Genomic DNA, 26,450 nt, shown 5'->3' with positions numbered 1-26,450 from the left:
GGCGTTGGCCACTTTTTATTTTTGTTTATTAAGCTTGATCAGAATTTCTTACATGTAATGGCGGTGGAACTACCCAGCCTTTTTTCTTACTTAAACGTAGCAACGTTACACCTGCCTGCGTTTTTTTCATATGGAATTGTCCGAATAGCATGCCTACATCTTCTCGAAGACATTTTCCCATTACTTGACTACATGTCACAAGGCCAGCTGCTAACCCTGTAGAAACAGCAGCTGCAATTTCAACATCATTAATACGTGCTCCCGGAGGAATGTCTTCAATAGATGCAACTGGTCGTTCTGGAGGAGCAGGCGGTAAAGCGACCCCATTAACTTTTAAAAGCGCCTTTAATTCTTCTATTTCCGAATTCATATCATTTTCAATTAGGCTTTCTAAAAACTTCTTCAAGTCTTCATCACCTGTATGATTCATAAATACTTGATGACTTGCAATGGCACCTTGTGCAGCAAGAAGATAGCTCCAAATGTCAAATACCTCTCCGTAATGTAAAGGCTCATTTTGAGGATTTCCACTTAATATACCCATTTTTAAATTCCTCCCTTTCGAAAATATCATAATGAATATTGATTTCAATATTGAAATCAAATTTTTAAGTATGCTTTTTCCTGCAAAAGATTTTCTACTATGCATGGAAAACACCTTTCCAACACTGCGTGTTTATTGTTTAGGAAAGTAGTTTACAAATAAAATACCCAAAGATTATGAAAGAAAATTATCGATAATCTTTGAGTGAGAATCCACTTACTATATGGGTTTATTTTTTATAAATATACAAAAGAAATTGATTTAAAGATTTGCTATATTTTTCACTAATTCACTTAGCGGTTAGCTCTACCACCAAGTTGTTGTTCAGCCATTGCTACTAAACGTTTTGTAATTTCACCACCAACAGATCCATTTGAACGAGCTGTTGCATCTGCACCAAGTTGTACACCAAACTCTTGTGCAATTTCATATTTCATTTGATCAAGAGCTTGTTCAGCTCCTCGAACTAATAATTCATTACGACTTCCACTATTATTGTTTGCCATATTGTTTCACCTCCGATGTTTTTAATATGCTACGAACTATGAAATAATAGTTATCCTTTTTATGGAAAGTAGATTATGTATAAATGTTGATTTTCTTCTTAAAATAGGACAAAAGACTTAAGAAAGAAAAGCTGCTATAACGTACTTTCATAACAACACTAGGTATAGACCTCCGTTTAATAAAGATTTCTGCTTTGCCAAAGGATACATATACAGTATGTTTTGAGAAATGATTCAAAATGAGATATGAAATTATGAAAGCTGTGACCTATCAAGGACCAAACCAAGTACAGGTTAAACAAGTTGATGATGCAAAATTAGAAAAAAAAGATGATATTATTGTAAAAATTACTTCAACCGCTATTTGTGGTTCTGATTTACATTTATATCAAGGTAACATGCCTTTACCTCCAGGATACATTATCGGCCATGAACCAATGGGAATCGTTGAAGAGGTCGGGCCAGATGTCACTAAAGTGAAAAAAGGCGATCGTGTTGTGATTCCCTTTAACGTTGCTTGTGGACATTGTTTCTATTGCCAACATGAAATGGAAAGCCAATGTGACAACTCCAATCCTCATTATGATTCTGGTGGATACTTTGGTTATACAGAAAAATTTGGTAACCATCCTGGTGGACAAGCTGAATATTTAAAAGTTCCTTTTGGAAATTTCACTCCATTTGTTATACCAGAATCCTGCGAACTTGAAGATGAATCCCTACTGTTTTTATCAGATGTTTTACCAACAGCCTATTGGAGTGTAATAAATGCAGGTGTCAAGCGAGGTGATACTGTTATCGTCCTCGGTTGTGGACCTGTTGGATTAATGACACAAAAATTTGCTTGGATGCAAGGCGCTAAGCGCGTAATCGCAGTCGATTACTTAGATTACCGAATAAATTATGCAAAAAAGATTAACAATGTTGAGGTGTTTGAGTTTACAAAATTTCCTGATATGGGAGAACATTTAAAGGAAATTACACATGGTGGTGCCGATGTAGTCATTGATTGCGTAGGAATGGATGGAAAAAAATCACCTTTAGAGTTTTTGGAACAAAAATTAAAATTACAAGGTGGAACCCTCGGCCCTATTCAAATCGCTACGAAAGCAGTAAAAAAATATGGAACGGTTCAAATGACAGGCGTTTATGGTGGCAACTATAATGCATTTCCACTCGGTGCATTTTGGGTTAGAAATATTAATCTTAAAATGGGACAAGCACCTGTCATTCATTTTATGCCAGAACTATTTGAAAAAATAACAAATAAAGAATTTGATCCAAAAGAGATTATTACACACAAAATTCCCCTTGAAGAAGCGAGCTACGGTTATCAAATTTTTAATAATCGTGAAGATGATTGTATAAAAGTCATTCTGAAGCCTTGAGGCTATATCCTTTTTAATTCATTATTATTAATGATAAAGATAAGATTCCATGTCTTATCTTTTTTAATTTTTCAAATATACATTTCAGTTTGACTTAACAAATCCACGTTCTCAGGGCTAGCCTAATAATTATCTTCTCTTTTATTAAATTCTAGTAGTTAACTTTGATTACAACATACTTTCCTTTATAACTTCCCCCTTCCTCTCACACCTAAAATGATTATTTTAAATCTACGCATTTTGAGATAGCCCTCATATGGAAAAAAAATGAATTACAGTATTTAATAACCACATCGCGGACATCATAACAATGTTGACTATCATAAAAAGAGGTGTACTTCATGTTTTATTATAAAGAAGAACTTATTAATATTATTAAGCCAGATAAACCAGATCCAGCTGCTGCAAAAGTTCTACAAGAAATATTAGGTGGGCATTATGGTGAAATGCGTACAATGATGCAATATTTCTTCCAAAGCTCAAATTTCAGAGGTAAAGAGAAGCAATATCGTGATTTACTTCGAGGTGTTTTTTTAGAAGAAATAAGCCATGTAGAACTTGTACAAAATACAATTAATCAACTATTAAATGGAGCTGGTGAACCTACACCAGGGAATGCTGGTATTGACAAAGCACCTCTTGATGAGGCAGTTAAGCACGCAAACCCACATCACTTTATTGTAGGTGCTCAAAGTTAATTGCCAGTGGATGCGGCTGGAAACCCATGGAATGGATCTTGGGTATACAGTCATGGAAATTTAATTAGTGATTTACTAGATAATGTAGTACTTGAATCAACAGGTGTACTTCAAAAGACTAGAATTTATGAAATGAGTTCAAATCAAACTTTTAGAGAGACACTTGCATTTTTAATTGTACGTGATAATGCACATCAAAACGCCTTTGCAAAAGCATTAGAGACATTGGGTGTTGAGTGGGGGAAACTTTTCCCTGTGCCGAACTATGATATTAATAAGTACCCAGAGTGCAGAAAGTATGTAGATATGGGATTTCATAATGCACAATTTAATTTTAGATTAGATCCAACAAGAATGGGAGAAATTTTCCAAGGTGAATCACCAAGTAGAAACAAAGGAACATTAACAGTAACTGACCCACCAAAAGGTTTTCCTGTACCAGAACTTCCTGAAATGCCAAATGAGCATAGTCCCGGATTAAAAGATATGGATCTTTAAGATAATTATGACCAATTATTTATCAATGGTTGGTCATAACCCTTTACATAGCTTCAAGTAAACTTGTTTTAAAAAGGAGGATATTCATTTGAGTACAATAAATGAAAAACTATCTATTTTTGCTTTAGGTGGTGTTAATGAAATTGGTAAGAATATGTATGTCATACAATATTCAAATGACATTGTAATCATTGATTGTGGTTCTAAATTTCCTGATGAGAGTTTATTAGGAATAGATTTAATAATTCCTGACATTACATATTTGCAAGAAAATAAAGATAAAATTCGAGGCTTAATTGTTACACACGGACACGAAGATCACATTGGAGGTATTCCGTATTTTTTAAAGCAATTGAATGTGCCAATTTACGCAACAAAATTAACTTTAGGCTTAATCGGTATTAAATTAAAAGAACATAAACTTCAAGATTCGACACAATTAACTATTATTGACTCTGAGTCTTTAATTGAGTTTGGACAAATAAATTTATCCTTTTTCAAAACAAATCATAGTATTCCCGATTGTCTTGGGATTGCTTTTCATACACCAGAGGGTACAGTAGTCCATACAGGTGATTTTAAATTTGATTTAACTCCTGTAAACAATCAATATCCAGACATCCACAAAATGGCTAATATCGGAAGTAACGGTGTTTTAGCTCTCCTCTCAGAAAGTACAAATGCCGAACGTTCTGGATTTACTCCATCAGAGCGATTAGTAGGTGAAAAAATTGAAGAAGCATTTATCAAGGCTCATAGAAAAGTTATTATATCTACCTTTGCGTCTAATGTGAATCGTGTACAGCAAATAGTAGATGCCGCTTTGAAAACAAATAGAAAGCTTGCCCTCCTTGGAAGAAGCATGGTAAATGTAGTTTCTGTTGCCTTAGAACAAGGCTATTTGAATATCCCTGAAGGAATGTTAATCGAAGCAAATGAAATTAACCAGTTAGAGCCCGAGAAAGTCGCTATACTTTGCACTGGTAGTCAAGGTGAACCTATGGCCGCTCTGGCCCGGTTGGCTAGTGGAAATTATCGACAAGTTGATATTTTACCGGGTGACACAGTCATTTTGTCTGCATCCCCTATACCAGGAAATGAACGTAATGTTTCACGTATTATAGATAACCTATTCCTATTAGGAGCAAATGTTATTTATGGATCTGGAAGTTCAACGGGAATGCATGTTTCTGGACATGCATATCAAGAGGAATTAAAATTGATGCTTACTTTAATGAAACCTAAATATTTCATTCCAATACACGGTGAATTTAGAATGCTACATCATCACCGTCAATTGGCCGAATCCGTTGGTGTCAAGAAAGATAATATTTATGTTATCGGCAATGGAGATGTTGTTGATATTAAAAATCAAACCGCCATGCAAACTAGGCGTATACCTGCCGGTAATATATATGTAGATGGATTAGGTATTGGAGATGTTGGGAACGCCTTATTGCGCGATCGTAAACAACTTTCTGAAGATGGCATGCTTGTAATAGTTATCACCTTAAGTAAAACGGAAGAAAAAATAATTTCTGGCCCAGACACAATTTCTCGTGGGTTTGTATATGTTCGCGATTCAGAAGATTTCTTAAAGAAAATTAATCAATTAGTTGTGGAAACTATCAACAAATTACAAAAAGCACATATTTACCAATGGAATGTTCTAAAAAGAGAAATAAGAGAAACACTTGGCCATTTTATATACTCACATACAAAAAGAAAGCCAATGATCCTTCCTATCATAATTGAAGTTTAAATTACTTATTTTCTTTAGTTATTAAGTATTGCCTTGATTATGTCTACTATTATTTAAAACGGCCTTTTCTAAATGAATATAGTACTACCTAACAGCTCGTATTCGTAATTTCAAGAAACCCTTTAACTTCTGGTAGTACTAATTCTATCGTTTAGAGAGTTCATCATTTTTCCACATTATCGTATCATCCTTAACGGTAATAAAGTGAAACTTTAATCAGTGGGGGTTTTGTTCATACCCCACTGATTATTAGCCTTCACCAATCGGGCGTTTACGGGATAAAAGCAGTAGGACGTTAAGGATAAGATATTTTAGTATAAGTGTAGTACTGTAACTGACCTTTCTATGCAGTAGGCTAAAAAATAATCCTACTGCATAGAAACATACTTTAATTAATCTCAATTACATCAACAAACTTAAAAGTACGCTTAGTACTAAAAGCATCAGTACACACAATCACCTCTCTTAATGGATTAATATCAACTACTGTTATGTAATTTTTATATAAGTAGCCACCTTTATAATATGTAAGTAAAATCTCTTCCTCACCTAAATAGGAACATAACAACTTATTTTCAAGCACTTCTTTTGCATCCTCTGTTAAGATCGGACGCGTGACTTTCGTTTTCGCATGTATCATTTCTTTAATAACTGCGAATTGCTCTGGCATACTAGCGAACGGTTGCCACTTTACCATCCCTCTTCCTTTTGGCATATTAGCATTCTTCACGATTTATGTCCTCCTAATAATGTGTTTCTATATCTTGCTGTTGCGACGCTTGTGTAGGAAATCCCACGTAAAATACTGTTCTTACCAAACCGTGTTCGAATTTCATCCATAACTTTCGTTAATCGGATTTCTTTTTCCCTTTGTACAATGTTATCGAAAAGCGAAATTTGCTCTTCACCTTCATTAATAAGATTTGTTAATGAGACACTTAACGATCTAATCGGTTCTCCTGTATAGCGCTCATATAAAAAATATGTACAAACATTGTAAATATCCATCGTTACATTTGTTGCCCGATTTAACGTATGCGCCTTTTTTATTCCCCCACCGTATTCCTTGCTATACCCAATTGAAAAATGAATTGTTTGTGCATATTTCTTTTCTCTTCTCAACCTATAACAAACTTCTTCTATATGCTCTAATAAAATAACTACGAACTCTCCTATCGAATAATCCCGTAATAATATTTGGCTTTTCGCTATAGATGTTGTCGCTGGAACGTATTTCTCTGCTATTCTGCTAAAATCAATCCCGTTACTATGTAAATGTAATTCTTCCCCTATTACACCGAAAGATTGCTTTAAATATTTCAAAGGATACTGAGCTAATTCTCCAATTGTATGTATACCTTTTCGATTCAATTTCATTTCAGTTTTGTACGATATACCCCAAAATTTACTGAGTGGTCTAATACTCCATAACTTCTCGGGTATATCGTCATACGTCCAGTGTGCTATTCCATCTTTACTCTTTTTCGCTTCAATATCCATCGCTACTTTACTCAATAATAAATTAGGCCCTATACCAATCGTACTTTCAATCCGTGTACGTTCATATATTTCTCGCTTGAGCTTTAATGCGAATTCGAGCGGATTACTCGCAAACAAATGAATACTTGCAGTCATATCCATGAAAAACTCATCGATACTATATTGATGAAAATCTTCCGGCGCAACATATTGCAAAGCTAAACTAGTTATGAAAGTTGAACATTTCATATACGTATGCATAATCGGATTTACAATAATAATATCTGGCCGCTTCGGTATTTCGTACAACCTTGCCATTTTCTTAATCCCTAACGCTTTTAATGGCGGTGTTACTGCTAATACGATTGATCCACTCCGATTTACATCTCCTACGACAGCCAATTTTGTATAACGTGGATCCAGTCCTTTTTTAATACATGACACACTTGCATAGAAGCTACGAAGGTCTACACAAAGAATAATACGATTCGGTAAAAGAGAATAATCATACAAGATTATCACCCCTAATAAAGAACATTTGTTCTTATTACATACGAACTAATGTTCTTTTAAAAGGTATTTCTATGAAAATTTTGGTTAAAATAACCGTAATTTAATAATTTGTTTAAGAAAAACATAAGGAATTCCCTTCTATATTCATAAGAGGTTTTTTCTATACTTAAAAATATAAATAGATACAAGGAGAAACAACTGAATTCTTCGTGAATAAGCAAGGTATTTTAGAACCCATTCTTTTGTATTCAAAAAAGTCTTGTTTTTAAATAGATATGTTCATAGTAGCAATATACTTATATAAGAAAGACTTATTTCGAAAAAAATACTATTTAGCAGTACTTTTTTATAGAAAATAAAATATTATTGGTTATTTTCTCACCGTTGTTTTTCTAGTTTTATCATTCAAATTTAGACACATATTTATCTAACCTACATAGACTAAAAGCGTATAATTGCATACTTTATAGATTTTTTATAACAATATCTCGAACGGACTATCATGAATCATAAATTTAATAACTCGAATATACTAATCATTTTCGATTAAATTCTAAATATTTAAATAATATAACGTGCATTTCTTTTAAAATAATCATTGAATAAATTAAAATTATAGCCTGTTTTTTGAATGTTGAAGAAAGATTGTTTATCTGTATTTCATCAATCAAATCTCTAATTACATAATTTTGTACGAGAAAGGGATTGAATTTATGCAAAATTTTAATTTCATTTGTGAACAATTTGCTACAATACTTAAAGGGAAAAGTAAAATAAGTCAAGGTGGTTGTTCGGTGTCTTTTCACCGCGATTTTAGGGTACTTGTTCAAGGAAAACCGAGTACCTATGTAGTACCCGTCGGAGTAAGTTTTGAATCGTTGGATCAAAATGGTAATGCATTAAATTTAGGCGAAATCGCTATTCTACAAGAAGAGACTCCTGCATTTATGAAATCAATTGTACAACAAGGAATTATTGTAAGTGCTTTACATAATCACTGGCTGTACATGAATCCCTTAATTATGTATATTCATATCCAATCTGTAGAGCCTCCATTACATTTTGCACAAAAGTTAGCCAATTCTTTTTTGTCCTTAAGTAGTTATCCTATCACTAATAATGAGGGGCAATAATTTGTGTTTGGGATATATTTGTACATTACACTTTTCATATGTACGAACATAATAAACTCATTTCACTTAGTGCTCAAAAGAAAAAACTGCCTATCAAATTTTTAGATAGGCAGTTTTTCAATCTATTAAAATAAAGTACCCTACTATTTTATAAAATACTATTCTCCAAACAAAAAATACAGATTTCCAATTCACTTTAGCCTTCTTATCTCATATATTCCCCTAAAGTTAGTTTTTCCTTGTATATTTTTTCAGCATCATCCCCTACATAGCGAATGTGCCAAGGTTCATACGCATAACCAATTACATTCTCTTTTTCCTTTGGATAGCGAATAATAAATCCTGCACGATGCACATTTTCTTTCAGCCATTTCCCTTCCTTCGTCTTAGCAAATGATAACTCTAGTTCATTATTTATACTTTTAACATCCATCGTTAAGCCTGTTTGATGTTCGCTATGTCCCGTTTTTTCAAAAAAGACTCCCTGTACGTCCAGGATATCGACTTTTGTTTATTTCAATTTTTTTCGGCACTCTGCATCTAGACGGTATACCCATTGGCCACAGTTAGACTATTTCAAATCAAAAAAATAGATTACCTGTACACTAAAAAGTATAGCGCACAGGTAATCTAGTTGTTTTTGAGATTAATAAAAAACTAATTTATTTTTTGAATTCTTCCATCAATAATAGACTGAATTGGTTCTTTTGATTTTTTTATATAATCTACTAGTGCTTCAAAATCGGTTGGTCCTGTTTCAGCATCTTTACCGTTTTTAAAGGATACAAATCCATCTCCACCTGAAGCTAGAAATGCGTTCGCAACGACGCTGTAAGTTTTAGAAGGAATGATTTCTTCTCCATTTGTTAAGCGAATACTTTTTACTTTTTCTCCATTAGGCTTATTCGCATCCCAAGTGTATTGGATCCCTGAAATTTGAAGCATTCTTGTTATATCTTTTTGCCATTGTTGATTTAAAATATCACGAATGTCTTGACCTGTTAAATTTACTTTTATTAATTGATTTCCGAATGGTTGAATACCATATATCTCTCCCCATGTAATATCACCAGCATCTAAGTCATTACGAATACCACCAGGATTCATAAGTGCAATTTGGGATTGCATTGTTGCACGCTGGGCATCAGCAACCAAATTTCCAAGAGTAGATTCACCAGCCGTATTGAGTTTGCGATCTAGTGGAGCAATAGACTTACCTACAACTTCATTAACAAGAGGTGCGATTTTTGCTTGATATTTCTCCATCTTCTTCTTTATTTTTTTATCAGGCTCCATGCCTTCATGGTAAGTTGTAACAATTTCCGCTTTTTTCTCAACAATATCTTGTGTCTTACGATCAATCTTTACATCAACATCAGCAAAAGCCATACCATAAGAATTTGCTTGTACGACAAGTTTATTATTAACAGTTCCATTTACATAAGTGTGGCTATGCCCACCAAAAATAACATCGACTTCCGGATCAGTCTCATTTGCTAATCGGACGATATCACCATTTGTTACGCCGTTCCCATCTGTTGTACCTCCGTTATGTGCAAGAACAACGATAGATTTAACGCCTAGTTTTTTTAATTGCTTTACGGATTTGTTAATAGCTTCAACTTCATCTGTAATTTCTACATTCTTTAGCATAGTAGGCATAACAAGGTTAGGAACATCCGTTGTTACGACTCCGATAAAGCCAACAGGAACTCCTTGTACCTTTTTTATAGTGAATGGTGGTAAAAATAAACGACCGGTGGATTTATTATAGAAATTCGCAGCAACATATGGGAATTTTGCTCCTTTAAAATCCCCTGTTTTCTCATGGTATCCACCATAAATAAGGCGATGCATTTCCTCAACACCTTCATCAAATTCATGATTTCCTATCGTTCCAACATCGAATTTCAAATCATTTAGAAATTCAATTGTAGGTTCGTCTTGTAATAATGCTGAAACAGGAGTACTTGCTCCAACAACATCTCCAGCATGTACCTTTAATGTATTTGGATTTTGTTTTTCACGATCACGTAAATAAGCCCCTAAGTACTCAATTCCCCCTGCATCTTTATTGTTAATTTTTTTTACAGTGTCTAGTTGCCCATGAAAATCGTTAATACCGAGCATTTGTACATCTATGTAGCGGTTTTGTTCTGTACTTGCTTGGATTGAAGGCGCAGCAAATACACTAGTAAAAGTAACTGTACTTAATGCTAAAGCAACTGGAATGATTTTTTTCAACATAAAATTTCTCTCCCCTAATTAAAATCTGACATAATACGATGTTATTTTAATATATTAAGAGAATTATTTCTACAAAAATTCTACTAATTATAAAAATTAATAAGATTTTATTGTTTTCTGACAAAACGTTTCTTTGTTTTGAGGATTATTCAAAATATTATCTTGATAGTAATATATCAATACATCTAAGAGACCTAAAAAAAAACTCTAATCAATAAATTTTAGCTGTTAAGAAGATTATTCAATTCGAAATTAATGAGTATTTTTCATGCTAACGTCTCAATATCAAAATTTAAAAATAAGTAGAAATTTCGTAATGGATGATTACAGTGGTGCACTACTCCCGCATTTAAAAAGATGCTCCTGGATTTATCCAAGAGCATCTTTTATAAAACTTTATTTTTACTTGTTTATAATTTATCAATTAACAATTATATAGTTGTAATCAGTCCTTTAAAAATAACAGGAGTGCTTCATTAAATTCTTTGGCATGCGTTGCATTTAGCCCATGTGGACCACCCTTTATTAACGTTACTTTAGAATTAGGAATTGCTTCATGTGTTAATTTCCCACTATATTCAAATGGTACAGTTGCATCTGAATCACCATGAATAATAAGGGTAGGTATATTAACCTTAGCTAAATCGCCTCTGAAGTCTGTTTTGCTGAAAGCAGCGATACAATCTAGTGTTCCTTTAGGCGATGCACCCGCAGCGATATCCCTATTGTAAAGTCGAAATGGTTCACTAACTAAGTCAGTTCGATCTCCAGCAGCAAAAAATCCTTTCGTAAACTCATCAAGGAATGCTAGGCGATCACTTTTTACTCCATTTTCAAATTCTTGAATTGCTACATCATCTAATACACCCTCAGGATGATCTGCTGACTTGTAAAGGAATGGTGGTACAGCTCCTGCAAATACAGCCTTCTCTACTCTATTAGTTCCATATTTTCCAATATACCGGGCTACCTCGCCTCCACCCATAGAAAAACCAACAAGTGTGACATTTTGAAGCTCTAACTGTTCTAATAGTTGATGTAAATCAGAAGTAAAGGTATCATATTCATACCCTTCCCACGGCTGAGATGATTGTCCAAAACCTCGACGATCATATGTTATAACTCTGTATCCAGCCTCAACAAGAGCGGGAACTTGGTATTCCCAAGATCGACCGCTTAACGGCCAACCATGAATGAGTACAACTGGTTTTCCTGTGCCATGATCCTCATAATATATCTCAATTGGTGCTTGATTTTCGGTTCCTACAGTAATTTTTGCCATTCTTCTACCTCCAAAAATATTCTAATATATTCTTTTCTTCAATAATCCGGATGAATCTCATAGCCTATTTATGCATGTTTATGTTGTGAACTCTATGCATGAAACTCTACTGTTCCGATGAATTCATTTTCTGTTTATGGACAATTCTCCATCTCCTACCTTTTTCATCACGAAGTATTTGCTGAACATTCCTCCTATTCAATTCTAATAACAAAAATAGATGACTATCAATATCGTTCTATCTATAGAATGTATAGGTAAAATCAATCTATTTTATAGTGAAAACAACTATAGTTACGACCTATACCAATTATAGATAATTTAGAATTGATTAACGAATCAGTTTTCAAATACTATAAATTTGTATAGCACTTCATGTTCTGTGAATGCTGCTATAACTAATATTATTGGTCAGCTTAGTTATAAACGAATCGTAACAAACGAAGAAACTTATGATAGTATTCGACTATTTAACTTTTCTTCGATTACTTAATTTTTAGGAGGAATACATAATGACTGATCTCTATTCTCGTATTAACAAAGATGATGCTGTCGTGCTTTTAGTAGATCATCAAACTGGTCTTATGTCCGGACTAGTACGTGACTATGGTGTTGATGAATTTAAGAACAATGTTTTAGCTCTTGCTCACACTGCTAAATTTTTTGATTTACCAGTTATTTTAACAACAAGCTTTGAAAACGGACCTAACGGACCTTTAATGCAAGAATTGGTTGATCTCTTTCCTCACGCACAAAAAATAGCTCGACCTGGACAAATTAACGCATGGGATAATGATGATTTTGTAAAAGCAATCGAAGAAACTGGAAAAAAGCAACTTATCATCGCGGGCGTAGTTACGGACGTTTGTGTTACTTTCCCGGCACTTTCCGCTATAAAAGCTGGATATGAAGTATTTGCTGTTACTGATGCTTCGGGAACTTTCAGTAAACAAGTTGCAGATGCTGCAAATACTCGCATGGCACATAGTGGCGTGCAACTTATGAACTGGTTTAGCGTAGCTTGCGAATTACAACGCGATTGGCGCAACGATGTCGAAGGTTTTGGCAATTTGCTTGCTAGTAATCTTCCAGGCTATCAAAATATAATTGGAAGCTATATGGGCGCGCAGCGAGATCTTAGTAAACAAAATGCATAAATGTATTTCAAAGAAATGACTTTAAATCACTTTCAAAAAAATAGATAGTATACATTTAGTGCTGATTAAATCAGCACTCTCTTTTTAATTAAAAGGTATAGCAAATTTTTTTTTACGATTACAGTTTTAATTAACAGAAAATACATTATTTTCAACAATTTGAAAAAGGAGCGTTTTATTATGAGTAATTTAGAATTGTTAAATCCAGAGAACAGTACCTTAATTTTAATTGATTTTCAGCCTCAAATGACTTTTGGAGTTGCAAGTATTGATAGACAAACATTGATTAATAACGTTATGTTGCTTGCTAAATCAGCAAAAACTTTTAACGTACCTACTATTCTTACTACAGTTGAGACACGTAGCTTTTCTGGTTATTTTTGGCCACAAATTCTTGACATATTCCCAAGCCATGAAATTATAGAACGCAGTTCAATGAACTCTTGGGAAGATCCAAAATTTGTTGAGGCAGTTAAAGCAACAGGTAGAAAGAAATTAATATTTGCAGCACTTTGGACTGAAGTTTGCCTTGCATTCCCTGTGCTTGAAGCAATGAAAGCTGGCTATGAGGTGTATGCAGTTGATGATGCTTCAGGTGGTACTAGTTTGACAGCACATAACGCTGCTATGCGTCGTGTGGAACAAGCTGGTGCAATTCCAGTGACAGCAATTCAAGTTTTACTTGAATACCAACGTGACTGGGCACACAAAGATACTTATGATGCTGTAATGGAGATTGTAAAGGAACACACTGGTGCTTATGGTCAAGGTGTAGAATACGCATATACTATGGTGCATGGTGCGCTTCCAAGCAGGAAAATATGAAACAAGAAGGAGTAGCTGTCGAAGAGACTTATACAGGGAACGCGATGGATGCTGCCGATCCAGTAACAACGATTGTTACATGGGAAATTCAACAGGGTAAAGAAAAACAGTTTGAAACATGGAGACATGAAATCGAAGCTGCCGCTACTAAATTCCCAGGGCATTTAGGTGTAAATCTAATAGTCCCAAATAACGAATTCAGAGAGTATACTGTTATTTTTCGCTTTGATACGTATGAGCATCTACGTGCTTGGCAAGAATCAGATATTCGCCGAGATTTGTTAAAAACGGCAGAACAATTTCAAGTTACTAATCCAAGTTATAAAACTGAAAGCAGTTTGGCTTATTGGTTTGTTACTCCGAAAACGCCAGTCCCACCGCAAAAATGGAAAATGTCTATCGTTACCCTTCTGGGTGTATGGCCTCTTAGCATGTTAGTTCCTAAATTGATAGGACCTATCATAAAACATATGAATCCTATTATGTCCGCTTTTTTTGTTTCTGTATGTATAGTGTCCTTGCTATCATGGGTAGTTATGCCGATTTTCGGTAAATTATTTCATCCATGGTTACAAAATAATAGGAAGTAGACGAGGTGTGAATATGAATTTACCGGATATGATCTTATATAACGGAAAAATTACTACCCTTGATCCCTCTCAACCTGAGGTATCTGCTATCGCCATAACTGATGGTTTAATAACTGCAATAGGTGGAGATGAGCTTCTTGATAGCGCCACAGAAAAAACAAAAAAAATAGACCTTAAAAGAAAAAGAGCTATTCCAGGTCTGAATGACTCTCATATACACGTTATTCGTGGCGGTCTTCATTATAATATGGAATTACGATGGGAAGGTGTGCCTTCAATTGCCATTGCTCTCGAAATGCTCAAAGAACAGGCAAGGCGTACACCTGCTCCTCAGTGGGTAAGAGTAGTTGGAGGTTGGTCGGAATTTCAATTTAAAGAGAGACGGATGCCAACTTTGGAAGAGATTAATGCTGTTTCTGAAGACACACCTGTCTTTGTGCTACATCTTTACGATAGAGCACTTGTAAATCGTGCAGGGCTGCGTGCACTGGGATACACAAAAGATACCCCAGACCCTCCAGGTTGTTTAATTGAACGGGATAAACGAGGTAATCCAACGGGCCTTTTAATTGCAAATCCTAACGCTTCTATTCTTTATTCAAGTTTGGGTAAAGCTCCAATACTTAATTTTGACGACCAGATTAATTCAACTCGCCATTTTATGCGCGAATTAAATAGATTAGGTATTACAAGTGCCATTGACGCAGGTGGCGGCTTCCAAAATTATCCTGATGACTACAAAGTTGTTGAACATTTAGCTGAGAAGGAACAATTAACTTTGCGTATTGCTTATAATCTATTTACACAAAATCCAAATCATGAATATGAAGACTTTGCTTCATGGGCAAAAATTGTTTCTCCAGGTCAAGGAAATGATAAGTATAAAATGAATGGTGCCGGAGAAATGTTAGTATTCTCGGCAGCCGATTTTGAAAAATTTCAAATGCCACAGCCCGAACTAGCTACGATGATGGAAGCTGACTTAAAGAAAGTAATTTCTCTATTGGTAGAAAACCGTTGGCCATTCCGTTTACATGCAACTTATGACGAGTCAATCACACGATTCTTAAATGTATTTGAGGAAGTCAACAAAGAAATTCCTTTTAATGGTCTACGATGGTGGTTTGACCATGCAGAAACAATCTCAGATCGTAGTATGGAACGTGTTAAGGCTTTAAATGGCGGTATTGCTATCCAAGACCGCATGGCTTTTCAAGGTGAATACTTTATTGATTTATACGGAAAGGAAGCTGCAAAGCGTACTCCTCCGATTTATCGTATGTTAGACCTAGGTATACCTGTTGGCGCAGGTAGTGATGCAACTAGGGTTTCCAGCTATAACCCTTGGGTCGCTCTTTACTGGATGGTTGCCGGAAAAACCATTGGTGGTCTTTCGATATACGACGAAAAAAATAAACTTGATAGAAAAGTAGCCCTGGAATTATATTCAAAAGGAAGTGCGTGGTTCTCTGGTGATGAAGGTAAAAAGGGAACCCTTGCAGTAGGTCAGTTTGCTGATATTGCTGTATTGTCTGCTGACTACTTTACTGTGCCAGAAGAAGAAATCAAGAACCTTGAATCATTACTCACTATTATGGGTGGGCAGGTTGTTTATGGAAATGATGAATTTAAAAGGCTATCACCTGAATTGCCGCCAGCATCACCTAATTGGTCACCGACGGGAGTTTATGGTTATGGTGGTGCTAACCTAGCCCACACTATACTTTCTCACGATGCCCATGATCACAAGTTACATAGTTGCAGTAACCCTCTCCATCAACACACTCATACCATAATAGGAAAAGATGGAACTAAATGGGGTATTGGTTGTACTTGCTTTGCTTTCTAAGTCAAAACCACCGGTATAATGCCCGGTGGTTTTCTTTATGCAATAAGAATATGTAAAAAGAAATAGCAGTATATCCCTAATGGAATCTATTACTATGCGATAAGACCGAAGAGTTAATTGATTAACTTGACTTGTTTTTAACAGCCTTCTCCCCTTAAGTAAAATTCCATGGTATTCCCTTTTGAAGCGACTACACCACACATATAAATCTACTTGCCCTTTAACTGTAATTTAGGTCTTATCCTAAGAATTATGTATCATTTTTAATTCCCACACTATAATCATTATTATTTCTATTATACTAATACTTTTTTAGGTTCATTTAACTTCTGCATAAAGATACGTGCTGCAAAACTTAAAAATTTATCATCAAAGTGAATAAGATTAATATCTTGACTTGGTGTTGGGTCAATAATACGAACTATGCTCAAAGTATCATTATTAACGAAGTTAACCAGTGAAAGAGGTATTATGGCAACCCCATGTCCATTGTATACAAGGCTCAATAGAGAAATAGAAGATTTTGTTTCTATATTTGCTTCAGATAAAGATAACCCTAAACTCTCACAATATATTTTAATAGATTCACGACAACTACATGAAACCATTATTCTACTCAGTCCTACTAATTCTCGAAAAGAAACAAATGATGTTTCATTCAAAGGATGATTTTTTGGAATGGCAAGGACAAGCTCTTCGCTATACAAAAGGGTGCTTGTTAATGTGTCTGGAATTTGAGCACTACGCGTGATGCCTATATCAATATTTTTATCAACGATTTGATTTACAGCAACTTCAGATTCTATAATTTTTACTACGATGTTAGGATAATGTTGTTGAAACTTCATAATATAAGGTGTTAAATAAGTGAGATCCTCTAATAAACCTCCTATAGTAATTACCCCTCTTTTTACCCCCTTTAATTCAAAAATTTCATTATAAACCTCATCAAATTGTTGCATGATAAATTTTCCTTTATCAAATAGCAACTTACCCGCTTCTGTCATTTTGATACCTCTTCCAACTCGATGAAACAAGGGTGTATCAAGTTCACCTTCTAACACACGGATTTGTTGGCTTAAAGTCGGCTGTGAAATACCTAGAACTTCCGCAGCTTTAGTAAAACTATTATTATTACAAACTTGAATAAAATACTCTAAATGACGTAATTCCATTCTTGATACCCACTCTCCGCTTTATGAAAGATTTATAATGAAAAGGACGATATGTACACGTTAATATAACAACTTTATTCCCTACTGTACTGATTTAAATAATATGCTTTATTCATTTTGTATTATAATACATTTACTACCACTTATTAATTTTTCCTCCTATTTATTTAATTTATATGTAATTAGGATATTACTAAACAGAAATAGCCTCTACAAACTTACAATTTCTGTGCGTAATATCCTAACTTTTTCAACTGTTTCATTATCATTTTTTCTCAATATAGTCCAAACTACCAAATATTTGCCGAATCTCCTCTTTATGCTGAGGAAAAATAATATCATCGATTCAATACCTTCTGAAGTAATTGACGCACACATGACACGGCAGTCTTTAGGACATGGTTTTCACCTCTTCTTTTCCAACCTATTCACTACATACGTGATACTACTACTTGCAAGTAATGTTTTGTCTTCAAGTTTTTGTATAGGCTGATCGCCTTTACTGTATAGTAGCTTAAGCACTGCAAATTCTGTTGGATTAAGTCCATAAATTTTTATATCCTTTTCAATACATTTAGTGATTGACCGTAATTCCCTTGATAATATAACAAATAACTTTAAAGATAGGCTCTCATCGTTAATCACCCTCACAATTACCAATCCTTTACAAGTTATCTTGAATTCGAGATTCATTATATTATCGTCAAAATATTATGTCAATCATTCATTTTAGCTTTATCAAGCCACTTATAATTTATTTCTCAACATAAGACATATGGAATTAGAAGAAAACAATTGTTACTATATAAGTATCTCAATTACGTTATTTCTTTTAAAGAGAGCTTGTTTTCTAACGCAAGTTCTCTTTTGGCGTATTCTAAATTGAATCGGGACAAATTTCAGATAATGATTCTGCCCATGTGTATGATATAGTTTTTAAACAAAGATTAGAGCCCTCCTACAAGAAGAAGAGCTCTAATCTTTCATATAAATATTCACCATTTTTATCATTGCGTGAACATCAAAACTTTAACTTGATGGGGATATGATACTACCTCAATTAATAAATATTCCTAACCATATATCTAGGTTAATATCTATCATATTTTTTATAAAAAGGATTAATTGGATTTAAAAAAAGATTTCTTTTTCTTTACTCGTAATAAATCACCTGTCCATCCCTTCACTCGCATATATAAATACATACCCACTGTTGTGAAAATAATAAATAAGAGAGCGATTAAATAGCTATATTTCCATTCTAGTTCAGGCATATATTTAAAATTCATCCCCCACAATGCTCCTAAGGCCGTCAAAGGCGTACTTACAGCAGTTAATACAGTAAGAGCTTTCATAATTTCATTCCCACGATGAGAAGAAACAACTTCTTGTAAATGAATCATCGTGTCTAATTCTTCTTGGTACTCTTTAACAAGTTGTAATCCACGCTCTAATTTTACGTGTGTTTGTTTATAACAAAGGGTGTTTGTTAGGTTTTCTAACCAAGCTTCTTTCAGGCCTTGTAACACTTCTTGTATTAAGCGAAACACATGTGTGTTCATAAATAATTCATGACGAATATGATAAATTCTTTCTAAAACCGCTATGTTATTATGATGATAAAAATCCCATAATACATTTCTGAAATTGTTTTCGAAATAGTCAACCTTTCGCAAGTAGTGAGATATAAACATTGATAAGATAGCACATAATCCTTCAGCGGAACTATTACAATTTTTTACACTAAAAGAGGAATTATGTATTAATTTTTGAAAATCCTCTTCCTCTTTTTCTTGGACCGTTATCAGTATTCCATGAGCTACGAAATAATGAAGAAAGTTTTGAATTTTGGCGTCCTTTTTATCTTGATCATATAAAAACGAACCATATACACAAGTTTGACTTGGTGATAACGTATAAACATATAATCCATTTTCACAGGGAGAACTTATTTTCTTTACAAATTGAGAGAAATGAGATGTTACATCACGAGGGATTATAGAAGAAAGTTTTTCAAGCTCACTAGTTTTCACATGATACCAACTCCATTTCGGCATTTTTATGCATTCCATATTATTCTTCCTTTCTGAATAGTTTTATGTTCGATCGAATCATATCCGTAATATGAAATTTGTATGTAGGTATTCATGTCTTGGAGGAAAAGTTTTTAAATCATCTAAATTACAAAATAAATGGCATAGGAGGTCTTATTCTTTTAAAAGGAAGACCCCCTATATATTAGTTATTTTTATTCTCAATTTTAAACATTTCCTCTATACAAGCACTTTTTATCTTTTCTTATAAAGAATTTATTATATGTGGAAAAGAAGCAACATAATTTGGCACGTCCATTCAACGAACTCCATTTCGGTCGTTATTATAATTTAGATTCATATGCAGATTGATTGGTGATGTCCTCAAATACTTGACTTCCAATAATATAGTATCCATGAAGTGCAGCCTCTTTCGAAGCGTTTACCATACGGAAAGAAGAATTTTCACCTTGCATTTTTTCAATTCGTTTTTTGTGGAGATCTACTATTCCTCCTGTCCAAATAATAGTATCGTACTGTTCTAACTTAAATTGTTCTTGTAATACACGCATGACGTCTTGGAAGTGTACATCCAACTCTTTTTGCATCAAAGTATCAACCTGTTTTGTCTGAGGATTTTCTTCTCGACCTCCATATCCTTTTTCTAATATTTTTGGCATGTCGTTAATATGCAAGTGATTACTTTCACCCGCATGATTCTGCATGATATTCTTAATATTTTTCAAAGGCTTGCTACATCCTAGTTCTGTCTCATAATGATTTAAAATGAGATTCTGTTTCATATCTGTCATTTCTAATGTACGAAATCCACCATCAATAATTAAGATACGATCTCGTTCCTGAATGATTCCCTCTTTTAAGAAATAGGCATGTAAAGCGACCGGTTGCTGAAGAATCAAAACATTTTCCACCGTAATATTAATAAATTTCCCATCAATTTGCACGGAAGTTTCTTTTTTTAGTGCACGTTGTAATTGCTCATGCTGACTACCAAAACAAGTAACGGGAAGCCCGGTAACAACTAAAGGTAACACGACATTTTCTTTATAATCCTTTGCAATGCAACCAAATATTTGTTGTTTAAACCGTTCGCTTTCATAATAATTTTCTATTTCTTCGTCAAATGGAGGAAGAAATGATGCGTCAGATTGATGTGCTTCATTTCCCATGTAGTATGCAAAGTCTAAGTCTATAAAACTTACCTTTGTTAAATCTTCACTTTCAGCATGATTAGGTACAGGGGCTAGTGTGGAAGCTTCACTCTTAATCGTCATCTCAGAATCTATATCCTGTCGATATGCCCGCTTGGTAAAGCCAATTCCTACATCAATTGCATACAGAGATTTCATACTTTTTTCCTCACTTTCTCTTTTTAGAATTAAATCTAAGCACTCTCTTCTTTCCCTTCTTTCATATATTTCTTTTCATTTTTCGTTTTTTCTCCGTCTATATCCTTACTACTTTGATTTATTTCGTAATCCTTTTCATCTTTTTTCTTTTTGTTATTTTCGTTTTCTGTTAAATCTTTAATGGTAGAAATGACAACTGGTGTGGCTGTAAGCAGTTGTGGCAATGTTTGTTTTGCAACATTAGCTGCAGTTACAGAGAATTGTTTACTTGTCTCAGTTACCTTCTCTAATGTTTCCTTTATGTTTCCTTCTTGTAGTTTGTCTTTTACGCTTTTTCCTGTTGTTTGTATAGCTTTCCGGTTTTCTTTTTTTAATAGGGAGACCATGACTCCGGTCGTAATCCCAATCACAGCATATTTAAATATCGTATGTTTCATTTTCCTCATCCTTCTCTACTTTTATTTTTTTCAATGCTACAACCTAAAATAATTACCTTACCTATTTATCAGATGTTGCAATCTATTAGAGAGAATGATAGTTTTGCGTCTGCCTATCACTCGCCGTTGGTGTTTCAGCTGTTACTAGGAGTAAAATTCTCCCTTGATCTAGTTTTTCTTCATATAAGTTAGCTTCCTCCTTCGACAACCCCACTTCCTCCATTTGATTTCGAAGTTCGTCCCCTTTTTTGGAGAAAAAGTTGATAATACTTGTTCCCAATCCTTGTTCTTTTACTCCAATCATATTTGTGTTTGTATCATCCGCAATCTTTTTTGTTAGATGTTTTTCATGTGCTAAGACATAGATATCGTCTTGGCGAATCCCTTGCAATTCTAGCTCTTTTACTTTCATAACTACTTCCTGCTCATTTTCATATTCATGAACCACCGGTTTTCTTTCATTCTTATGCATGGTATTTTTCCTCCTTTAGATTTTTTATTTTTTTATTTAGTTGTTATGTAATATGTAATACACCTATTTTAAAGATGTTAAACCTAAATTTTCAAAAAATTTAATACAATAGGTTATTACTGTTTTTCAATATTAGCGAGATGTCACGAGCACTTTCCTTTGATAGCAGTGTTACAAATAACGATTTGTTTGGAAGGCAAGCCCTTTATTTTATAGAAAAATTCTATTTAGAAAAAGTTACAAAAGGAGAACAAGATACTTTTTTCGGTAATTAAATCAAAAGAAAATAAAAAACCAAATAACCTACCATCAAAAAATAAAGCAAACAGGTTATTTGGTTATTCATTCCGTAAGCTTAATGCTCAAATTAGTCTTTTTTCACACGGTTAAACTTTATTAAGAAAATATTAAGGAATTTCCCTCTATATTCATAAGAATTTTTTCCTATACTTAAAAATAAGTAAATTAACAAAAGGAGAAACAATCATGAAGAAATTTTTACTTTACATATTAGGAATAGGCCTCCTTATATACTTACTACCGTTCATATTACGCGGGGATTTGGACCGATTTAATCCACTTGCTGAAGAAAAACATGTATATGCCGTTGCGAAAGGGTATGGTGTTCCCGATTATCATACGAACGGTAGAGCTATGTACTCGTTAAAAGGCATTGATGAATCTGGCAATGAAGAAGAGTATACAGTAGGAACGAATACTCCTAATGATTTTATAAGAAAAACTTACTTGAAAATTCATGTGAAAGGTAGGTATGTTTACTCGTACGAGGCTATTTTTGAAAAGGATATTCCGGAGAAACTAAGAGGGAAATTGGAGATAGAAGTTAAATAAAAGAGCCCATTCGTATGAGTTGGCTCTTTATTACCTCTCCCGTCTACCATTGTTTTAACAACCATTCTTCCATTACTTTCACTGTTTCATCTTGTTGTGCTTTTGACGTAATTAAGCTAGCATTATCACCTTTTTGCTCGCCATACATGCCGAAATTAGCATGATTCCCCCCTTTTATCATGTGCATAGTTGTATTCTTTGACATTAACTTTTTATTGTTCTCTATTTTTTCTACAGTTGCTAAAGCATCTACTTCTCCATAAATAGATAACATTGGAATCGATTTGGTAGAGAAATCATCTGCGGGATAAGAACCTAAGAAAATGATTCCGTCTACCTTTTCTTCATGCTGAAAAGCATATTTAGAAATCATAGCTCCGCCCATTGAATGCCCTGCAACATACCATTTTTGAACTTCAGGATACTGTTCCATTACACTGTCTACTGCATTGATTCCAAGTATCGCTAAATTTAATGGTAACTTAGGCATTACTACAAAATGCCCATCTTTTGCAAGAGCTTCTCCTAAATAACTATAAGCTTCAGCTTCTACTTTAGCTCCTTGATAAAAAATAACTCCTATTTTAGCATCTTTCTCTCCAAAAACTATATTCTCTTCATCTTTTTTATTATCTACTAGAGACAAAGCCTCTTTCGTTGGTTTATAAGTAAACTGAGACCAAGTCAAAAAAGTAATACTTCCGATAATTAAAATACCTAATACAGAGTACAGAACAATTTTTATCCATTTCTTCACATATATGACCTCCCTAAGATGTGTATATTCTATACTTTAGATTATCATTAATAAAGTGAAACTTTAATCAGTGAGGGTTTTATTCATCCCCCCACTGATTATCAGCCCTCACCAATCGGGGCTTTTACGGGCAGCCCGCCCCCCCACCTAACTTCGTTGCTTTCACTGAATTTTGAGGTGGAGGTCTTACTGCCCGTTAATGCGGGATAAACATAAAAACTCGAGCATTTTTATTATGCTCAAGTTTTTATTTACGTCTTTAATTTATACTATAAATTGTCCAAGATAAATATGTAGCAAATGCAGCCCATAAAAAATATGGAATTAGCAACCATGTCGATACTTTAGATAAATTGGAAGAAACCGCTATGAGAAGTAACGTAGTAATAGTGACTAGTAAACAATCTATTGTTGCTAAAAACAAATTTTTTTGACTGAATTGAAAGTAGCTGAACGCTTGATTGCACATATAATTTAAAAGGAATACAAACCAAAATATTTTTGGCTTACATCCATATTTGTTGTAAATAATTACAACGGATAATGCAATAAGTCCATATAATACAGCCCAAATCATTCCGATTGTCATGCCAGAAGGCGTCCAAGACGGCTTTTCTAGCGCATCGTACCACATACGATCAATAGGAAATAAAATACTAGAAACATAAAACAAACCATATGTTAGTAAAAATACTATAATACTAGATTTTTTCATAAACATTCTCCTTTTTACTAGAAAATTATAGAAACTTTATATGATTAGTATGTCCTTGTAATGGATAAAATTCTAATATTTAAATTTTGAATACATATTGTTTAATCTATTTTATACGAACTCTTTCATACTTTTATATGCACAAAGTGCTCTCTCCCGCGCTGCCTTATGATCAACAACTGGCAAAGGATATGTATGACCAAGCTGTATATTGGCCTTTTGTAAAATATGCTCAGGTGCTTCCCACGGCTTATGTATATATTTATTCGGTATATCTCTTAATTCTGGCACCCATCTTCTTATATACTCCCCATTTTTATCAAACTTTTCTCCTTGTGTAATCGGGTTAAAAATACGAAAGTATGGTGATGCATCCGCTCCACTTCCAGCAACCCATTGCCACCCCATTGTATTATTTGCAATATCAGCATCTAATAGTGTATCCATAAACCATTTTGCTCCTTCTTGCCATGGGATTAATAAATGCTTTACAAGAAAAGAAGCTACAGCCATTCTTGCTCGATTATGCATAAAACCTGTTTGCCACAGTTCCCGCATTCCCGCATCAATAAACGGATAACCAGTTTCACCTTTCTGCCATACTGTTAATAACTCCTCTTCCTTATTCCACGGAAAATATTCAAAGCTCTTATTAAGAGGTTTATATACTGTAAATGGATAATGATATAGTAAATAATAAGAAAACTCTCGCCAAATTAATTGACGTATAAAGCTATTCACTTGTTTTTCAAAAAGACTACATTGACTTTCGGTACTTTTATTTATTAAGTAATGAAACATTAGCTTTACTGATATTTGACCAAATGAAAGATACGGTGCCAACATCGAATGGACATTTTGATCTGGAAAATCTCTTCCTTCACTATAAGAGACTAATTTGCTAGAGAAAAACTTCTTGAATGTTTTATATGCCCCTTCTTCTGTCGGATCCCATATTGCTTCCATATGAGATGTCCACGGTATAGTCGGCAACAAGTGTAATTCTGAAACAGATAAGCTTGCCGGTAAAGAGTTTCCTCCCTTTATACTCTGCACTTTACTAATAGGTTTAGGTATTATCTGCTTTTGAAATGCATTGTAAAAAGGCGTAAACACCTTATATTCAGTGTTATCTTTCTTTTTAATAATCCACGGTTCTAATAATAAATGCGAATTAAATCCCTTACAAATAATCCCTTTACCTTCTAACATCATTTTCATTTTTTGATTAGATTGTAATCTGTCCGGATCATAGCAAATATTCCAATATACAGCCGTTATACCTAACTGTTCTATGAGAGAAAATATTTCTTCCTGTGTATTTCCTTTGCGAATTATTAAAGTAGAGCCTAATGTCTCAAGTTGCTTCTTTACATCTATTATTGCATGGTGTAACCACCACTTTAACGCACTTCCCATTGAAAAAGTTTCGTCATGTACATATACCGGAACAACCTCACCGGACTGGGCAGCTTCAAATAAAGCTGGGTTATCATATAAGCGAAAATCTTTTTGAAACATAACGATAATTTTATTTTGCATGGCTATCCTTTCTGATTCTTAAAACATATTAAATTTTATTACATAACAGTAATTTATACCTAAGAATTTATTTGTCCCTAATAGATTAGTTAATGTATTCAACTACTTTATTAGCAGAAACTTTTGCAACCGTTTCTTTTCCACCTGTTCTATCAATCATGAAACCATGAACTTTAATATCAGAAGGTACTAACGGATGATGACGAATCATACCTATACTCTTCTTAATATTTTCACTAACATTTTCTTGTCCACTTAGCCATGCATTCAGGCTACCACTTGAAAATTCAGGCATGCAATTTTTAAAGAGATAGTCTAATTCTATATTATCTTTTATGAAATCATGTTGAGTTTGTAGATTAACTGAAGAAGTTTCTTTATCCTCTATTCCGACAACAAAAATTTCTTCAACGTTTTCTTGATAAATAGCAATAATAACAGATCTCATTATATCTCCATAAGGATGTACAATTACAGAATCGTAGCTGTGTATAGTCAACATGCTTTCTTGTTGACTGTTAGTTACTTGTTGGATAATAGGCTCTATTCCGTTTTCAATGTCTGTTAACAATAAAACTTTTTTATTCTTTGAATTCATATGGAGCACTCCTTCTTCATTATTGTAT

General features: G+C 33.9%; 24 protein-coding genes and 3 pseudogenes. 10 read left to right on the top strand and 17 right to left on the bottom strand.

Annotated elements, in window-relative coordinates; translation table 11 throughout:
* Positions 1-28 precede the first annotated feature (28 nt).
* On the bottom strand, positions 29-544 hold the full coding sequence (locus tag JDS81_RS07085) for a DUF3231 family protein (RefSeq protein ID WP_097954353.1): 516 nt from the start codon (positions 542-544) through the stop codon (positions 29-31).
* A gap of 293 nt (positions 545-837) precedes the next feature.
* Positions 838-1,050, bottom strand: a complete 213-nt coding sequence (gene sasP, locus JDS81_RS07080; RefSeq protein ID WP_000002839.1) for a small acid-soluble spore protein, SasP family — start codon at positions 1,048-1,050, stop codon at positions 838-840.
* A 254-nt stretch (positions 1,051-1,304) separates the two neighbouring features.
* Between sasP and JDS81_RS07075 the strand changes: the two genes are divergently transcribed.
* The 3 genes and pseudogenes from JDS81_RS07075 to JDS81_RS07065 all read left to right on the top strand — a co-directional run bounded on the left by JDS81_RS07075 (position 1,305) and on the right by JDS81_RS07065 (position 5,396).
* Complete coding sequence (locus JDS81_RS07075) at positions 1,305-2,438, top strand: zinc-dependent alcohol dehydrogenase (protein WP_097954354.1); 1,134 nt, start codon at positions 1,305-1,307, stop codon at positions 2,436-2,438.
* Between the two features lie 341 nt (positions 2,439-2,779).
* A pseudogene (locus JDS81_RS07070) lies at positions 2,780-3,634 on the top strand (manganese catalase family protein).
* An 88-nt stretch (positions 3,635-3,722) separates the two neighbouring features.
* Positions 3,723-5,396, top strand: a complete 1,674-nt coding sequence (locus JDS81_RS07065; RefSeq protein ID WP_097954355.1) for a ribonuclease J — start codon at positions 3,723-3,725, stop codon at positions 5,394-5,396.
* A 388-nt stretch (positions 5,397-5,784) separates the two neighbouring features.
* Here the strand turns inward: JDS81_RS07065 and JDS81_RS07060 are convergent, their stop codons facing one another.
* Both JDS81_RS07060 and JDS81_RS07055 read right to left on the bottom strand, forming a co-directional pair.
* A complete protein-coding gene (locus JDS81_RS07060; protein WP_000786245.1) occupies positions 5,785-6,126 on the bottom strand; it encodes a YolD-like family protein in 342 nt (113 codons plus the stop codon).
* Positions 6,123-7,388, bottom strand: a complete 1,266-nt coding sequence (locus tag JDS81_RS07055) for a Y-family DNA polymerase (RefSeq protein ID WP_097954356.1) — start codon at positions 7,386-7,388, stop codon at positions 6,123-6,125. Before JDS81_RS07055 ends, JDS81_RS07060 begins: the two co-directional genes overlap by 4 nt.
* 713 nt (positions 7,389-8,101) lie before the next feature.
* On the opposite strand from JDS81_RS07055, the gene JDS81_RS07050 reads away from it, so the two are divergent.
* Entirely contained in the window at positions 8,102-8,521 is a 420-nt protein-coding gene (locus tag JDS81_RS07050; protein WP_001178953.1) for a DUF1259 domain-containing protein, read from the top strand.
* 205 nt (positions 8,522-8,726) lie between these two features.
* Here the strand turns inward: JDS81_RS07050 and JDS81_RS07045 are convergent.
* From JDS81_RS07045 to JDS81_RS07035, 3 genes and pseudogenes are all read right to left on the bottom strand, one after another.
* Positions 8,727-8,999 (bottom strand): annotated as a pseudogene (locus JDS81_RS07045) (M15 family metallopeptidase); the annotation flags it as partial.
* Between the two features lie 179 nt (positions 9,000-9,178).
* A complete protein-coding gene (locus tag JDS81_RS07040) occupies positions 9,179-10,768 on the bottom strand; it encodes a bifunctional metallophosphatase/5'-nucleotidase (protein ID WP_097954358.1) in 1,590 nt (529 codons plus the stop codon).
* A gap of 445 nt (positions 10,769-11,213) precedes the next feature.
* The gene (locus tag JDS81_RS07035; protein ID WP_070173435.1) at positions 11,214-12,050 is read right to left on the bottom strand and encodes an alpha/beta fold hydrolase; all 837 of its coding nucleotides are present in this window, start codon (positions 12,048-12,050) and stop codon (positions 11,214-11,216) included.
* Positions 12,051-12,562: 512 nt separating this feature from the next.
* Between JDS81_RS07035 and ycaC the strand changes: the two genes are divergently transcribed.
* The 4 genes from ycaC to JDS81_RS07015 all read left to right on the top strand — a co-directional run bounded on the left by ycaC (position 12,563) and on the right by JDS81_RS07015 (position 16,471).
* Positions 12,563-13,207: an isochorismate family cysteine hydrolase YcaC gene (gene ycaC, locus JDS81_RS07030; RefSeq protein ID WP_000131223.1), complete on the top strand. Its 645-nt coding sequence runs from the start codon at positions 12,563-12,565 to the stop codon at positions 13,205-13,207.
* 180 nt (positions 13,208-13,387) lie between these two features.
* On the top strand, positions 13,388-14,032 hold the full coding sequence (locus JDS81_RS07025) for a hydrolase (RefSeq protein WP_097954359.1): 645 nt from the start codon (positions 13,388-13,390) through the stop codon (positions 14,030-14,032).
* Positions 14,029-14,622 (top strand): antibiotic biosynthesis monooxygenase, encoded by a 594-nt coding sequence (locus JDS81_RS07020; protein ID WP_097954360.1) that lies wholly within the window; start codon positions 14,029-14,031, stop codon positions 14,620-14,622. Before JDS81_RS07025 ends, JDS81_RS07020 begins: the two co-directional genes overlap by 4 nt.
* Positions 14,623-14,635: 13 nt before the next feature.
* Positions 14,636-16,471: an amidohydrolase gene (locus JDS81_RS07015; protein ID WP_070173438.1), complete on the top strand. Its 1,836-nt coding sequence runs from the start codon at positions 14,636-14,638 to the stop codon at positions 16,469-16,471.
* Positions 16,472-16,767: 296 nt separating this feature from the next.
* Here the strand turns inward: JDS81_RS07015 and JDS81_RS07010 are convergent, their stop codons facing one another.
* The 6 genes and pseudogenes from JDS81_RS07010 to JDS81_RS06985 all read right to left on the bottom strand — a co-directional run bounded on the left by JDS81_RS07010 (position 16,768) and on the right by JDS81_RS06985 (position 21,958).
* Positions 16,768-17,646 (bottom strand): LysR family transcriptional regulator, encoded by an 879-nt coding sequence (locus tag JDS81_RS07010; RefSeq protein WP_097954361.1) that lies wholly within the window; start codon positions 17,644-17,646, stop codon positions 16,768-16,770.
* Between the two features lie 218 nt (positions 17,647-17,864).
* Positions 17,865-18,297, bottom strand: a pseudogene (locus JDS81_RS30920) (MarR family winged helix-turn-helix transcriptional regulator).
* 470 nt (positions 18,298-18,767) lie between these two features.
* On the bottom strand, positions 18,768-19,718 hold the full coding sequence (locus tag JDS81_RS07000) for a magnesium transporter CorA family protein (protein WP_097954363.1): 951 nt from the start codon (positions 19,716-19,718) through the stop codon (positions 18,768-18,770).
* Between the two features lie 305 nt (positions 19,719-20,023).
* A complete protein-coding gene (locus JDS81_RS06995; RefSeq protein WP_097954364.1) occupies positions 20,024-21,049 on the bottom strand; it encodes a ParM/StbA family protein in 1,026 nt (341 codons plus the stop codon).
* A 35-nt stretch (positions 21,050-21,084) separates the two neighbouring features.
* Positions 21,085-21,486: a peptidase U61 gene (locus JDS81_RS06990; protein WP_097954365.1), complete on the bottom strand. Its 402-nt coding sequence runs from the start codon at positions 21,484-21,486 to the stop codon at positions 21,085-21,087.
* Positions 21,487-21,571: 85 nt separating this feature from the next.
* Positions 21,572-21,958, bottom strand: a complete 387-nt coding sequence (locus JDS81_RS06985) for a YflT domain-containing protein (protein WP_000549432.1) — start codon at positions 21,956-21,958, stop codon at positions 21,572-21,574.
* Between the two features lie 119 nt (positions 21,959-22,077).
* Between JDS81_RS06985 and JDS81_RS30300 the strand changes: the two genes are divergently transcribed.
* Entirely contained in the window at positions 22,078-22,233 is a 156-nt protein-coding gene (locus JDS81_RS30300) for an acyl dehydratase (protein WP_242481337.1), read from the top strand.
* Positions 22,234-22,444: 211 nt separating this feature from the next.
* A complete protein-coding gene (locus tag JDS81_RS06980) occupies positions 22,445-22,810 on the top strand; it encodes a YxeA family protein (RefSeq protein WP_097954367.1) in 366 nt (121 codons plus the stop codon).
* Between the two features lie 43 nt (positions 22,811-22,853).
* Here JDS81_RS06980 and JDS81_RS06975 read toward each other — a convergent pair whose 3' ends face one another.
* From JDS81_RS06975 to JDS81_RS06960, 4 genes are all read right to left on the bottom strand, one after another.
* Positions 22,854-23,567 carry an alpha/beta hydrolase gene (locus JDS81_RS06975; RefSeq protein WP_097954368.1) on the bottom strand — a complete coding sequence of 238 codons (714 nt, stop codon included), beginning with the start codon at positions 23,565-23,567 and terminating at the stop codon, positions 22,854-22,856.
* 259 nt (positions 23,568-23,826) lie between these two features.
* Complete coding sequence (locus JDS81_RS06970; protein ID WP_097954369.1) at positions 23,827-24,282, bottom strand: TspO/MBR family protein; 456 nt, start codon at positions 24,280-24,282, stop codon at positions 23,827-23,829.
* 111 nt (positions 24,283-24,393) lie between these two features.
* On the bottom strand, positions 24,394-25,824 hold the full coding sequence (locus JDS81_RS06965; RefSeq protein ID WP_097954370.1) for a cryptochrome/photolyase family protein: 1,431 nt from the start codon (positions 25,822-25,824) through the stop codon (positions 24,394-24,396).
* Between the two features lie 85 nt (positions 25,825-25,909).
* Entirely contained in the window at positions 25,910-26,422 is a 513-nt protein-coding gene (locus JDS81_RS06960) for a carbonic anhydrase (RefSeq protein WP_001086254.1), read from the bottom strand.
* Positions 26,423-26,450: the final 28 nt, after the last annotated feature.

Source organism: Bacillus cereus group sp. N31, from assembly GCF_016483245.1.
GTDB lineage: Bacteria > Bacillota > Bacilli > Bacillales > Bacillaceae_G > Bacillus_A > Bacillus_A toyonensis.
This window is presented reverse-complemented; position numbering and strand designations above follow the sequence as displayed.